Here is a 12,639-nt window from a genome sequence, read left to right as displayed (position 1 = left end):
AGGCGGTGAAGAACCGGAACACGCTAAGCGAAGTAGCTGTACCGGGAGGGGGCAGGAAAACAGGCCATCCCGTCGTACAACGACGTTAACGCCAGCCGCGTCGAAGCTGTCCCCTCATTGAGGTAGTGACCATTCACCTCCTCGTGCTCGGCGAAACGGACGTCATGATCCCATAAGAGGCCAAAAATACTCCTATCTATGCGCGCAATCCCTCGGACCATACAGATGTGCGGATCGAGCAGCAGATCGAACTTTGTCAGGACTTTAGCAAGACCCGCGGCTGTCGTCTGCTCGAACCTACTCACACAAGGCGATCAGCGGGACGGACTATAATGCTGGGCCAGTATGTCCTGGCGCGCCAACTTTCGGGTAACCTTGGCAATCAGCCCAGAACGCGAAAGCTCCTCAGCGATCATGCCGAGGAGCTTTTAGTAGAGTTTCCCGAGTGGGAGGATTTACAAGTTTTATTGGTTTCAGGGCGTAATTGCGCCGCGACCTGTAAAATCGGCTACCTTGAACGGTTCTAACCTCCGACTCTGTTATACTAGAACTAACGCGATGAAACTGCTCAACAGAGAACGTCGGTTTGTCGTATGGAGAACGACCGATATAGGGCCGTGCGGGGGCAGTCCGCTCCTAGCGACGGTACCACGGAAGCGGACATATCTGCTCAATGAGCCAGCAGTGCCAGACGCGGGGCTGAACAAATCTTCGCCGCTAGCTCAAGCCCATTTCCGATGTAGACATGCACGGCTTAGGCCGTGTTTGATAGATCATGGCGCTATGGTCCCAAGGGAACACGGCTTTTGAGCAAGGCCCTGTTTTGGCCCAAAGCGTTTTCATTCAAAAAAGCCTCGACGACAAAATCCATCAGAACGCGGACACGTCGCGGCAACTGTCCGCGGGTAAGATAGGCGAGTTGCACCGCGGCGCCGAACTCGTCCTAGCCGGTCAAGACCTGCACCAGAGCGCTTATTCCCCGAGTTGTCTAATCTGTTGTTAAGATAATTACGACTTCAGTAAAGCAGAGTAAATAAGACGCTATCACACAGTAATCGCTCGATTTTTGCCATAGTGTGCCGACTTTGGTTCTCGCGTTAACGAGAGAACAACAATGAATAAATTATCGATTGCACTTCTGGCAGTGTCCGTCGTCATCGCCTCGCCGGCCTGGGCACAATTCTTCCCGCCTGTTAATGAGGCCCCCAAATCCATCATTGTCGCGCAGAATGGGCCCGGTTTTTTGAACGGCTATCGCGGCGAACCTGAGCCGAGAGGCGGTTTACGTCGTGGCCCCGATGGATGGTGGTACCCACTGTCGGCGTTTGCGGCCGGCTCGATAGTTGGCGGAGCGATCGCCGCGCAGGATGATAGTCCGCCACCTCCACCTCCGGGTTACGAGCCGCCACCACCAGGATACAGACCACCTGGCCACCGCATGCGTCAGGATTTGCCACCGGAACATTTCGCTTGGTGCGCGAAGCGTTACCGATCCTATGTCGCATCTGACAACAGCTATGTTCCGCGAGCAGGAATACGCGCGCATTGCATGTCACCCTACAGCTAACGCGTAGTGTGAGAGCCGTCCTGATCGCGAAGAGCTTTCGCGATCAGGATAACGTTGAAGCGCTAACCAAGGCCTGCAAAATTGGCGTCACCCTTCCGTGCGGCTTTGATACCGCTGCCAACGTTCTGCTTAAGAGGCGTGCTTAGCAGCCTCATCATCGCTCTGGGTTTGTTCGGCTGTACATCGGCAAGAGAGCCTTACTCTCGAGACGATGCGCGTGGCGCCGAGATCCCCGGATTTGCGAATGTGCGCAAGCCTTTGGACGGCGAAGTCGGACTATTTGCCAAGAAAAGAGTACCGCGGACACCATCTCCATTGCGGCATAAATATCTGGCAATTTCTGGCGGCGGCGCTGGCGGTGCGTTCTCTGTGGGCGCTCTCAAAGCGTGGTCGCAACGCGGCGACCGTCCAACATTCGACGTTGTCAGTGGCGTCAGCACGGGAGCACTCATCGCCCCGTTTGCGTTTCTCGGCCCTGACTACGACGATACGCTGGAGCATCTATACACGAGTGGAGTCGCTGAAGATCTGCTCCAACGCAGACCAATTATTTCTGGGCTTCTCGGCGAGAGCCTATACTACCAGAAGCCTTTAATGAACATGGTCGAGCAACACGTAACGCAAGAAGTACTCGACCGAATTGCGGTGGAATACCGAAAAGGCAGAGATCTTTTTGTCCTGACAACCAATCTCGATACTCAGCGCGGCATGCTCTGGGACATGGGCGCGATTGCCGCCAGCTCGCGCCCGGATGCGCTTAATCTGTTCCGCAATGTATTGGTGGCATCTGCCAGTATTCCCGGCGCTTTTCCAGCGGTAAAGATCATTGCTACGATCAATGGTCGAACGATTTCCGAGCTTCATTCAGATGGAGCCCCGTCTTCCCAGATCGTGACTGTTCCCGAAGCGATGTTGTCGGATACGAATGTCTCGTTGCCCGCAGTCATTCGCGGGGCGGACATGTATTTCTTAATCAACAATACACTGATGCCTGAGTTTTCTGTCACGTCCAATTCGACCGTACCCGTAGTGACGCGGGCTTACGCAAGCTTGGTTAAATCTCAGACACGGCAGTCTCTCTACGCGGCCTACGAGTATTGCAGGCGTACCGGAGTAAACTTCCACATGGCAGTCATTGACGCCCCTGTCCCCTACAATTTCAGTCAACCCTTCGGCAATGTGTACATGAGGGCAGTGTTCAAGATCGGTTACGATCGCATGGAACAGGGCCGGATCTGGCGACAAAAGCCTATTTTCACTCCCGGCGTACCCCAAGCCCTTTCCGGTGCAAGATAGCTGTCTCGTTTGGCGACACGAGCATGATCGCAGCTGACGAGATCGCCCGGTCGAAAATTGAACCTCTCCAGATGGCGGCGACGATACCGAGACCGAGCGCCAGCGGAATGGTGATCGCCATGGTGATGGCAGCGAGTGTGAGCGAGTTCGGCAGGCGTTCGGCGACGAGGTTGGCAACCGGCCGGTCAGAGACATGCGAGTAACCGAGGTCGCCGGTCAGCAGCCCAAAAATCCACTCGAAATAACGCAGGATTGCCGGACGATCGAGACCGAGCGTTTCGCGAAGCTGGGATGCGGCTTCCGTCGTCACGGCTTGGCCAAGCAGTTCTTGTGAGGTATCGCCGGGCAACAACTCCGTGATGAAGAAGACCGCCAGCGACACGAGGAACAGCGACAGTCACTTCCAACGCATCGTGAATCCCGTCAAAGCACCACCGAGCACTTCCGCAAGGCGACCGACATCGGCTTTCGAAATCATCCCTCTGCGATTTTCTTCGAAGGGCAGGATGCCTAACCATGCTTGCAGCAAAAAAAAGCTGCTTGCTGAAAGCGCTGTGGCGCATGGCTAATTCAACGGTTGCGGCGGTGACGCTTCCAGTCCGAACGATCCCCTCAAGGAACAGTAGCAGCTCTTCTCAACTGTCTTCCGGAAGTTTCCCTTGGCTCATCCATGAGTGCGATCAAATAAAGCCATGATGACCAGCCCCGCTGTTACGCCGGCTGCAAACAGGCTCAATCCTAGAATAACACTCCTGGCTGACAGGACAGGCCGCTTGGAGACATTTGCATCGGCTTGATTGACGCCTGAGGCCTCAAGCACGATGTCTTGCTGGATCCGTTTCGGGGATGATCGAGGATCTTGCGCAGTCGGTTGCGCGGCTCCCCATGCAGGGACGTTGGCAACCGTCACCTGCCGGATCGTCTCTTCATCGTGTTTGACGGTGAATCTCACGGCGGAATCCGACTTCAACTTCGTGAGGACTTTCCGAGCGGCTTCAACTTCATCCGCACCCTCCACGAGCGACGTCTGGGTGACGAGGTAATATGGCATGCAGCATTGCTTTCTGTTCACGCGATTGCAGTGTGATCGACCAGGCCGACTTGCGCCGTCAAGGCCCCACAGCCTTGAACACTCCCACTCCTCTTCCCAAATCATGTTCGACCCGCTGGTCCGGGCCCCTCTGGTGAAAGTCTTCGGCGCTTTCACGATGTCGGACCCCATACCGACAGATGCCGTAAGACACGGGACCAGGATGATGATCGCAGACATTGCCGCATGGATTTTTACGCTATTCGTTATCGATCCGCTGCATGCCGAGATGCGGCAACATCTCGATAACGCTAACGCGCCGGTAGAGCTTGTGCAGCAGTCGCGCCAATGCCTCGCTATTGAGGTTCCACGCCTCATCGACAAGGCCGGCAATGAGCCGGGCTGGGCGACGGCTACAGCGATCGGCATCTCGATTGGGTGGATGTCACCTGAACGGGTGTTTGATGGTGCCGATCCGAGCTGCGGCGCGTTGCGCGCACTTATCAGCACTAAAAATACGCGCGAGGCGGAAGGTTGACCCTGGCAGGGCCCGACGGCGAGCACGATACCGGCACAGCGTCCAAGACCTTGTCACATCTTGTAGCAAACGCACGCACCCGGGACGGCCTGACGATTGCCGACGCTCTCGAGCTCATAGGGAGGTCCGGCTTCGGTTTCGTGATGCTTCTTCTGGCACTGCCGGCGCTGATCCCGATCCCCGGTCCTTTCGGGATGATATTCGGCTCCGCGCTCGCAATTGTTTCGCTTCAATTCGCGATCGGACTGGAATCCCTATGGCTTCCGTCGCTGCTAGCCAATCGACGCATATCGGCAAAGGCATTCGAAGCGTTGGAGCGGTATGCATCGCCGTTGGTCCGACGGATCGAACAATTTGTCCGGCCGGGTCGGATGAAGGCATTTGCCGGACCACGCATGCCCTACCTGCTTGCGCTTCCGGTCTTCTGCCTTGCAGTCGCCGTCGCTCTGCCAATCCCGTTTGGAAACCTTGCCCCCGTTGCGGCACTCTGTGCGATCGCCATCGGTCTGATCGAGCGCGACGGGCTCGTGGTTCTTGTCGGGCTTAGTATGACGGCCATCGCGCTCGGCATCACGGGAGCGCTCCTTTACATGGCGGCTGGCGCCATCCCGTGGCTTTGACGTTCGCCCTCCCGGACATGAAGTGCGAACGTCATGGGGGCTGAAAGAATGGAGCAGACGTCAGCCACATTTCTCGCAGTCCACCCAGATATCCGTGACTGCAACTTCGAAGGCGTCCAGGATGCAAAGCCGTTCAAACTCGACTGTCCGGTGAGACAAGGATCGCAGACACTCGACAAGCTGATGTATTGCCTGAACGGATCTGAACCCAAAACACCATGTGAAACCGGCGCAAATCGTTGATACGCCGTTCAACCGGAATCTTTTGCTGTGGATGAATTCACATGGTGATTCCTCTCTCCCTTCCCATCATATGATCTTGCGCACTTCGACCTCGAAACTCAGGACGTGGTTCATCGACGGCTTTTCGGCATCCTCGCCATGGCCGGCGCAGACGGCTTGGAGCATTGCGATCTGCTCGCGCAGAACGTCCTCCAGGCGTGGCACGAGAACGGGGAAGCGTTTCATTGCGACGTAGAGTATTCGCAGGGACAGGTTGTGATAGTGCTCGAGTGTCGTGAGAAGATATGGATTTTTCGCCGCCCGATAGATGAAACGGTGCACCCGGCGGTCAAGAGCGAGGATGTCGCTCAGCTCCCATCGGACCTTCCGTGCGCTGCAACTCATCGACCAGCGCTAGGGCCTCTACGCGCTCATATTCGCGCAGACGTTCTGCTGCCAGCCGGGTGGCGTAGGATTCAATGCGTGCCCGTGCCTCATAGACTGCGGTGAGATCGGTAATATCGACCTTGCTGACAAACGTGCCCCGGCGAGCGCCGACGACCACGAACCCGTCGTGCTGTAATCGTTGCAGGGCCTCCCGGACAGGGTCCTGCCGCTTTCAAGACTCTCCATCAGCTCGGCCTCACGCAGCAACGTGCCGGGAGGCAGTTGCGTGGTGATGATCTCTTCGCGCAGCCGAACATAGGTTCGATCGGCAAGTGTCAGCTCCGGCTCGGCATATCCTGGTTCTGTTACCAGCATTTCTTCATTCCCTTTCGACCAACCAAGCCGCTTTGGCTAAGATCGGATCATAAATTAGGAGCCAAGGGATCAGGATGCGGGGACAAACGGCGCGGAAGTTTTCGAACTGGAACCCCGACCGCTGATGCGGCGGGCAACGACTTGGAGCTTTGACATGCGCGTACTCGTCCTCCACTCCCATCCCCTCGAAGAAAGCTTCGGCCGGGCGCTCTGCAAGCTCACCTGCGAGAGCTTGGAAAATGCCGGCCACGAGGTGGACGGCTGCAATCTCTACAAGGAGGGTTTCGATCCTGTCCTCTCCGCCCATGACCGCCGCGTCTATCACGACATTCCCGACAATCTCTCCCTCGTTCAGCCCTATGTCGAGCGCCTGAGGAAGACGGGAGCACTTGTCATCGTCTCCCCCGTCTGGAATTTCGGTTTTCCCGCCATGCTGAAGGGCTATTTCGACCGCGTCTGGCTACCGGGCGTCTCCTTTGACCTCGTGGATGGCAAACTGACTCCGACGCTGCGCCACATCAGGAAGCTCGCAGCCGTCATGACCTACGGCGCCACCCCGATGCGCGCCTTCCTCGCCGGCAATCCGCCGAAAAAGATCGTCAAGCGCGTGATCCGCGGCCAGATCAAGATCGGAGCCCCAGTGAAGTATCTCGCCGATTACGACATGAACAACTGCACTGAACAAACCCGCTCCGCCTTCATGGCCAGGGTCCGCTGCGCGATAGAAAACTTCCGAGAGGAACGCAGCCGGTCAGACCACCGTGCCCGCCGTCACATCGACTTCTACGAGGAATTCCGGGGACGTTGAACGGAAGGCCCAAGGTCTTCTAAGCTAACTCCGCCGTCTATCGGTCTGCAGCGTCGCTGGTACATCGCAAGCCCATTGAACGTTATCTGGCCCCATTCACCAACGCTCTGTCCCAGGCGGACCTTTGAACGGGCCAGCAACGGCTGAGGTGATCCAGCCGCCGTAGAACGTCCCGGCTTGGGGCACAACGGCCTCGTCGTCTACGAGGCACAAGTCCATGGCCTTTGGGTAGAAGGCTATGAAACTCTTAATCAGGGCAAAGGATGTCGTGGGATGCGCATAGGCCCAGGCTGCGTTCCTGCTCGTTTTGTCGCCCGATTGAATATCGAAATAGCGCGCCTGTCCTTTCCACTCGCAGATCGACCTGCTGCTGCTCTCAAGCAGCATAGAGAGATCTACGTCGGCGGGCGGAAAATAATAGGTCGGCGGATGGCTTGTTTCGATCGTGCGCACTGCGGCCGTCGTCTCCGCGAGAACGCGGCCGTTGTAGATGATTTTCAAATGATTGCGCACAGGCTGGGCGATGCTCGGCCTCGGGAAAGACCAGACACTCTCCTGCCCGGGCAGGCATGGGTCTGGAACGGGATAAGTAAGTGTAGCCATGATGTCCTCCAGTCCGTGCCAGGATGCATCAGCGACGGTAATTTACAAGGGCGGAAGGGCGACATGGCTGGTCCTCGCAATCGGCCGTCTCAACAAACATTCAACGTGCGCCGCAGCCGCCGGCGCATTTCAACAAGATGCTGGGCGAGCGCGCCGACACATCAGCTGATGAGAAGGTTATTATCAACGACATTGCTCACATACAGGCTAAAACAAACCCGGTCGTCGCTCAGATAATCTCTATTGTCCGCAACGGGAACAGTGCAGACGCTTAAGTCCTGCTGATGCAAAAGGCCCGCCCATACTTCGTGGAATGGCTGGCCGCAATCAACCGCTTCATCGACTAACAGGAGACAGAGAACAAGACGATCGGTGCTGATGTCTCGGAGGCTGCCGGCAGCTTTCCCTACCTGCAGATGATCGGACTTGGATCTGCACTGGTTCTCGCCGCCCTCTCAATCTGGGCCGTCATCGCCAGCGTCACCGTCCCCCTCAACGCGATTGCAAAGGCAATAGGCTCGCTTGCGCACCGCAACGTCGATTTCTTGATATATAGCGAAGGCAGATCAGACGAAATCGGCGCGATGGCCTCAACCGTCGCGATCTTCCGCGACAAGGCCCGCGAACGCAGTCGTCTCGAAGAAGAGGCCTCCGCGAACCGCCCCATGTCGGAACAGGAGAGAATGGAGCGGGAGAAGCGCCGAGCGGTTCAAAGCGACTTCTGAGACCGTAGGGCGTTGGTGCGCGGATCAGCAAATATGCGAAAGTCGAGGTTAGATGAGGCGATTGCCTGGTTGCTCCGTCAAGGGTTGGCAACGGACCCGCATCGAGGTCAGGCAATCCACGAATACGCGTCGCCTTAACTGTGATGGCGACGCGCAGCGGGATCGGGGATCGGGACGGCAGCCATCAACGCCCGCGTATAGTCGTTCTTCGGCTGTTCGAAGACGTCGCGGCGGCGGCCCATCTCGACGATCGACCCACCGCGCATCACGGCCACATTGTGAGACATGCGCTCGATCACCGCCATGTCGTGGCTGATGAACAGATAGGCGATCCCCATCGTCTCCTGCAATTCCAGCATCAGGTCCAGCACGCGCGCCCGCACGGAGACGTCGAGCGCCGCAACGCTTTCGTCGGCGACGATGAGCTTGGGTTCGAGAGCCAGCGCCCGGGCGATGCAGATGCGCTGGCGCTGGCCGCCTGAAAACTCGTGCGGATACCGGCTGGCAGCCTCCGGCGGCAGCCCGACGCGGCGAAGCAGGTCTGCGACCCGGTCCTGTCGTTCGGTTCTGTTACCGATACCGTGGATGACCAGTGGTTCGGCGATCGCCCGCCCGACCGCCATGCGCGGATCGAGCGAGGCATAGGGATCCTGGAAGATCATCTGCGCCGACCGGCGCACCGCCTGCATATCGCGTTGGCTAAGCATGCCGATCTCGCGGCCGTCGATCATCACCTGGCCGGTGAAGGGAATGAGCCCGAGGACGGCCTTTCCGGTGGTCGATTTGTCCGATCCGCTTTCGCCGACCAGACCCAGCGTCTCGCCGGGCAGGATATCGAAGGCGACGTCGCTGACCGCATTCACCGGCGGCTTGCCCTTGAAAATCCGGCCGGCGACGCTGCCATAGCTGACGCCGAGATCGCGGACATTGAGGACAGGCGACCGATCCGGCGCGGGAAGCGGCTGTTTCGGCTCGGCCGAGACCCGCGGCGGACCGTCGGTTCCCGCATGCGCACCAAGGATCGGCACGGCGGCCAGCAATTGCTGCGTATAGGTAGCCTGCGGCCGGTGGAAGATATCGATGACGCCGCCTCGCTCGACGATGCTGCCGTTCTGCAGGATGACGACGCGGTCGGCCATTTCCGCCACAACACCCATGTCGTGGGTGATCATAATGATCGAGGTGTCGAACTCGCGCTTCAATTCGCGCATCAGCGTCAGGATCTGCGCCTGTACCGTTACGTCGAGCGCGGTTGTCGGCTCGTCGGCGATCAGCACTTTCGGCCGGCAGGACAGCGCCATGGCGATCATCACCCGCTGCCGCATGCCGCCGGAAAGCTCGTGCGGAAACTGCTTCATCCGGCGCGCAGGTTCGGTCATATGCACCGCGTCGAGCATCTGAAGCGCCACGGCCTCCGCATTGTCGCGACCCTGATGCTCGCGGATCGCTTCGGTCAGCTGCGTGCCGATCGAGATCACGGGATTGAGCGAGGTCATCGGCTCCTGGAAAATCATGGCGATATCGCCTCCCCGCACAGCGCGCATCGCCCGGTCGGAAAGCGATGTCAGGTCGCGATCGCCGAGCAGGATCTTGCCCGCGGTCACCGTCAGCGAGGCCTTCGGCAACAGTCCCATGATCGACAGCGAGGTGACGGATTTGCCCGACCCGGATTCGCCGGCGATGCAGAGCGTTTCGCCCGCTGCCAGATCGAAACTTACGTTTCGCAGAACCGGCTTACGCCCCTCGGGCGTTCGCGCATCGACATCGAGATCGCGGACGCTGAGGATCGGCATTGCAGCTGTGGCGGAATGCTCGTTCACGCGAAGACGATCCGCGGGAAGTAGAACGACACCACCCAGTTCGGCGCATCGACGATCTCGCTGATCCTGAGATCGCCGCAGACGGAGCAGAGCATATAGGCATCGACCGGGTTCAAGCCGTGTTCGACGGTCAACAGATCGATCATCCGCATGACGCTTTCTCGCGCACCGGTCATCAGGTCCGGCCCGATGCCGGTCGTGACTTCGTATCCGGCGCCGTCGAGATGGCGGGTCACCGGCTCGGTAACCGTAAAGCGCGGCGACTGGAGCTTCGCATCCTTGACCAGCTCGATCGTCGCCTCGACATTCATCTGGCTTTCTATCGCCGTGCCGCAGACCTCGCCGTCGCCCTGGGCGGCATGCGTATCGCCGATCGAGAACAGCGCACCCTCAACTTCAACCGGGAGGTAGAGCGTGACGCCGGCCGACAGGTCGCGAATATCGAGATTGCCCCCGACCCGGCGCGGCGGCACGACCGAATGGGTGCCCGGTTCGGCAGGAGCGACACCGATCGTCCCGGCAAACGGCTTCAGCGGCACCCTTCCGCCGGGGCCGAACAGCGACGGCGCCATAGTCGCGGTATCATAGGTCCAGACATGCAGCGCCGGATCCTTGAACTGGTCTGCCAGAAGACCGAAGCCCGGAATGTTGGCCGTCCAGCCGACGCCTGACGGAATGAACTTGCGCAGCGTGACCTTTAGCGCGTCGCCGGGCTTGGCGCCTTCCACATAGACAGGTCCGGAAACCGGGTTGATCTTTCCGAAATCGAGACTGTTCAGGGTCTCCAGCGTCGCATCGCGACCGAGCTGGCCGCCGGAGGAGTCCAGGCACTCGAAATGGATCGTCTCGCCCGATTTCGCGACCACGGCCGGTTCGAAATCCTTGTTCCAGCCGAAATTATGCTGAGCGCGGTGAATGGTGTGGGTACAGGCTATGCACATGGGGTCTCTCCCTTCATTCTTATCGAAACCCTCCCGGCTTCCTGGCCGGGAGGGTAACTGCGAGAAGGCTTACTGCTTCACGAAGATCGCGTCGTAATTGATGACGCGGGTCGGATCGATGTAGATGTTGTCGGCACCGCCCATGCGCAGCGACTTGGCAACGACGCGGCGCTCGTTGATCACAGGAACCCATGGCGCATCAGCCATGATGTCCGTGAAGACCTTGCCCCAGGCAGCGGTACGCTCCGCAGCCTTTGCAGGATCGGACATCGAATCTGCCGCAACGGCGCGTGCATCGAGATCCTTGTTGCAGTACCAGGACCAGTTCCAGCCACCCTGTACGGCACCGGCACAGCCGAGGATCGGGCCGTAGAAGTTCGACGCATCCGGGAAGTCGGCGATCCAGGCCATGCCGCCCGACCAGATCATCGGCGCCTCGCCTTCGGTACCGCCGGCAGCAATCACGTTCGCCTGGGCAAGCGCCCGGATTTCGGCCTTGACGCCGATTGCCGCCAGATCCTGCTGGATAGCCTGCGCAATGCGCGGCTGCGGATCGGTGTTCGTCGAGTAGAGCACCGTCTCGAAACCGTCGGCAAAGCCCGCTTCCGCAAGCAACGCCTTGGCTTTCGCGACGTCGTAGGCATAACCCGTAAACGACTTGTCGTAACCGGGCATCAGCGGCGGCAGCGGCTGGTTGGCGGGGGTGGCGCGACCGTTGAGGATGCGGGCGACGCGATCCTTGTTGACCGCCATGTTGAGAGCCTGACGCACCTTGACGTTGTCGAACGGCTTCATCTTGGTGTTGAGCGTGATGTAGCCCGTATGCAGCTGCGCGCCGTCGACGATGATCCGGGCGCCGTCAGGAGAGTTCTTGATCTCCAGGAACTTTGCCGGCGGAATGCCATCACCGGCGATATCGACTTCGCCTTTCTGCAGACGCAACAAGGCGACCAGCGGTTCCTGGCCGACTTCGACGGTGAACTTGTCGATATGCGGCATGTCCTTGACGTAATAGGCCGGGTTCTTCTCGAACACGAGACGCTGACCGATCGTCCATTCCTTCAGAGTGAACGTACCGGAGCCGACAGGGCTCTTGCCGAAATCACCACCGGCTGCCTCGACGGCTTCCTTCGGCACGACCGAGGCGAAGTTGATGGCGAGCACGTGCAGGAAGGTCGCATCCGGGCGCGACAGCTTGAACACGACCGTGCCGGCATCCGGCGTCTCGATGCCCGACAATGTCGTCGACTTGCCGCCCGTCACGTCCTCGAAGCCATTGATGGCGCCGAAGAAGCCGGCACCGGGGCCTTGCGTCTTCGGATCGACGGCACGCTCGATCGAGTATTTGACGTCGGATGCGACGACTTCGCGACCGTTGGAGAATTTTACGCCCTTGCGGAGCTTGAACGTGTAGGTCAGCCCGTCCGGAGCGACCTCGAAGCTTTCGGCGAGCGACGGCACCGGGTTCGGCGTGCCCGGCGCATAATCCATCAGCCGCGAGTAGAGGCTTTTGATCATCGACCAGTTGACCCAGTCATAACCGATCGCGGGATCGAGCGTGGTGATGTCGTCCTTGTAGGTGACGACGATATCGCCGCCCTGCTGCGGTGTGCCCTGCGCCATTGCGGACATGGTGCCCATGGGGGCGATTGCCACCACGGTTGCCACGGTTGTGTTTCGAAGCCAGCGTTTGAACATGTCGTTCCC

14 protein-coding genes are annotated in these 12,639 nt (G+C 59.1%); 6 read left to right on the top strand and 8 right to left on the bottom strand.

Annotation, left to right across the window (positions count from 1 at the left end):
• The first annotated feature begins 1,114 nt into the window (after positions 1–1,114).
• Both IFT66_RS23945 and IFT66_RS17105 read left to right on the top strand, forming a co-directional pair.
• Positions 1,115–1,567, top strand: a complete 453-nt coding sequence (locus IFT66_RS23945) for a BA14K family protein (protein WP_192078322.1) — start codon at positions 1,115–1,117, stop codon at positions 1,565–1,567.
• 138 nt (positions 1,568–1,705) lie between these two features.
• Positions 1,706–2,863, top strand: coding sequence for a patatin-like phospholipase family protein (locus IFT66_RS17105; protein ID WP_342344784.1), 1,158 nt, complete (start codon positions 1,706–1,708; stop codon positions 2,861–2,863).
• On the opposite strand, the gene IFT66_RS17100 is transcribed toward IFT66_RS17105, so the two are convergent.
• A complete protein-coding gene (locus tag IFT66_RS17100; RefSeq protein ID WP_062463200.1) occupies positions 2,823–3,245 on the bottom strand; it encodes an ABC transporter permease in 423 nt (140 codons plus the stop codon). The two genes, IFT66_RS17105 and IFT66_RS17100, sit on opposite strands and share 41 nt — an antisense overlap.
• Before the next feature lie 282 nt (positions 3,246–3,527).
• The gene (locus tag IFT66_RS17095) at positions 3,528–3,914 is read right to left on the bottom strand and encodes a hypothetical protein (protein WP_062463197.1); all 387 of its coding nucleotides are present in this window, start codon (positions 3,912–3,914) and stop codon (positions 3,528–3,530) included.
• 202 nt (positions 3,915–4,116) lie between these two features.
• On the opposite strand from IFT66_RS17095, the gene IFT66_RS17090 reads away from it, so the two are divergent.
• Positions 4,117–4,431 carry a hypothetical protein gene (locus tag IFT66_RS17090; protein WP_244473955.1) on the top strand — a complete coding sequence of 105 codons (315 nt, stop codon included), beginning with the start codon at positions 4,117–4,119 and terminating at the stop codon, positions 4,429–4,431.
• A complete protein-coding gene (locus tag IFT66_RS17085) occupies positions 4,428–5,051 on the top strand; it encodes an exopolysaccharide biosynthesis protein (RefSeq protein ID WP_062577675.1) in 624 nt (207 codons plus the stop codon). Before IFT66_RS17090 ends, IFT66_RS17085 begins: the two co-directional genes overlap by 4 nt.
• A gap of 309 nt (positions 5,052–5,360) precedes the next feature.
• Here the strand turns inward: IFT66_RS17085 and IFT66_RS23575 are convergent, their stop codons facing one another.
• Both IFT66_RS23575 and IFT66_RS23570 read right to left on the bottom strand, forming a co-directional pair.
• Positions 5,361–5,678 (bottom strand): FCD domain-containing protein, encoded by a 318-nt coding sequence (locus tag IFT66_RS23575; protein WP_244508836.1) that lies wholly within the window; start codon positions 5,676–5,678, stop codon positions 5,361–5,363.
• A gap of 18 nt (positions 5,679–5,696) precedes the next feature.
• Positions 5,697–6,035 (bottom strand): hypothetical protein, encoded by a 339-nt coding sequence (locus IFT66_RS23570; protein ID WP_342344782.1) that lies wholly within the window; start codon positions 6,033–6,035, stop codon positions 5,697–5,699.
• Positions 6,036–6,189: 154 nt separating this feature from the next.
• Here IFT66_RS23570 and IFT66_RS17075 point away from each other — a divergent pair, with 154 nt between their 5' ends.
• Positions 6,190–6,843 carry an NAD(P)H-dependent oxidoreductase gene (locus tag IFT66_RS17075; protein ID WP_249406481.1) on the top strand — a complete coding sequence of 218 codons (654 nt, stop codon included), beginning with the start codon at positions 6,190–6,192 and terminating at the stop codon, positions 6,841–6,843.
• A gap of 96 nt (positions 6,844–6,939) precedes the next feature.
• Here IFT66_RS17075 and IFT66_RS17070 read toward each other — a convergent pair whose 3' ends face one another.
• A complete protein-coding gene (locus tag IFT66_RS17070; RefSeq protein WP_092662723.1) occupies positions 6,940–7,446 on the bottom strand; it encodes a DUF427 domain-containing protein in 507 nt (168 codons plus the stop codon).
• A 416-nt stretch (positions 7,447–7,862) separates the two neighbouring features.
• Here IFT66_RS17070 and IFT66_RS17065 point away from each other — a divergent pair, with 416 nt between their 5' ends.
• Entirely contained in the window at positions 7,863–8,171 is a 309-nt protein-coding gene (locus tag IFT66_RS17065; RefSeq protein ID WP_192078321.1) for a hypothetical protein, read from the top strand.
• A 134-nt stretch (positions 8,172–8,305) separates the two neighbouring features.
• On the opposite strand, the gene IFT66_RS17060 is transcribed toward IFT66_RS17065, so the two are convergent.
• The 3 genes from IFT66_RS17060 to IFT66_RS17050 form a co-directional block, all read right to left on the bottom strand.
• A complete protein-coding gene (locus tag IFT66_RS17060) occupies positions 8,306–9,964 on the bottom strand; it encodes an ABC transporter ATP-binding protein (RefSeq protein ID WP_199864879.1) in 1,659 nt (552 codons plus the stop codon).
• 23 nt (positions 9,965–9,987) lie between these two features.
• A complete protein-coding gene (locus IFT66_RS17055; RefSeq protein WP_113166302.1) occupies positions 9,988–10,932 on the bottom strand; it encodes an acetamidase/formamidase family protein in 945 nt (314 codons plus the stop codon).
• A 69-nt stretch (positions 10,933–11,001) separates the two neighbouring features.
• Positions 11,002–12,630 carry an ABC transporter substrate-binding protein gene (locus IFT66_RS17050; protein ID WP_192078319.1) on the bottom strand — a complete coding sequence of 543 codons (1,629 nt, stop codon included), beginning with the start codon at positions 12,628–12,630 and terminating at the stop codon, positions 11,002–11,004.
• Between the last annotated feature and the right edge of the window lie 9 nt (positions 12,631–12,639).

The sequence above is a fragment of the Rhizobium sp. CFBP 13726 genome (assembly GCF_014841925.1).
GTDB lineage: Bacteria > Pseudomonadota > Alphaproteobacteria > Rhizobiales > Rhizobiaceae > Neorhizobium > Neorhizobium soli.
This window is presented reverse-complemented; position numbering and strand designations above follow the sequence as displayed.

Bases quoted from the DNA above. Each gene is read 5' to 3' on its own strand.
- IFT66_RS17075 (WP_249406481.1), top strand. From the start codon at position 6,190: ATGCGCGTACTCGTCCTCCACTCCCATCCCCTCGAAGAAAGCTTCGGC.
- IFT66_RS17090 (WP_244473955.1), top strand. From the start codon at position 4,117: ATGATGATCGCAGACATTGCCGCATGGATTTTTACGCTATTCGTTATC.
- IFT66_RS17065 (WP_192078321.1), top strand. From the start codon at position 7,863: ATGATCGGACTTGGATCTGCACTGGTTCTCGCCGCCCTCTCAATCTGG.
- IFT66_RS23575 (WP_244508836.1), bottom strand. From the start codon at position 5,678: ATGAGTTGCAGCGCACGGAAGGTCCGATGGGAGCTGAGCGACATCCTC.
- IFT66_RS23570 (WP_342344782.1), bottom strand. From the start codon at position 6,035: ATGCTGGTAACAGAACCAGGATATGCCGAGCCGGAGCTGACACTTGCC.
- IFT66_RS17060 (WP_199864879.1), bottom strand. From the start codon at position 9,964: ATGCCGATCCTCAGCGTCCGCGATCTCGATGTCGATGCGCGAACGCCC.
- IFT66_RS23945 (WP_192078322.1), top strand. From the start codon at position 1,115: ATGAATAAATTATCGATTGCACTTCTGGCAGTGTCCGTCGTCATCGCC.
- IFT66_RS17055 (WP_113166302.1), bottom strand. From the start codon at position 10,932: ATGTGCATAGCCTGTACCCACACCATTCACCGCGCTCAGCATAATTTC.
- IFT66_RS17070 (WP_092662723.1), bottom strand. From the start codon at position 7,446: ATGGCTACACTTACTTATCCCGTTCCAGACCCATGCCTGCCCGGGCAG.
- IFT66_RS17050 (WP_192078319.1), bottom strand. From the start codon at position 12,630: ATGTTCAAACGCTGGCTTCGAAACACAACCGTGGCAACCGTGGTGGCA.
- IFT66_RS17095 (WP_062463197.1), bottom strand. From the start codon at position 3,914: ATGCCATATTACCTCGTCACCCAGACGTCGCTCGTGGAGGGTGCGGAT.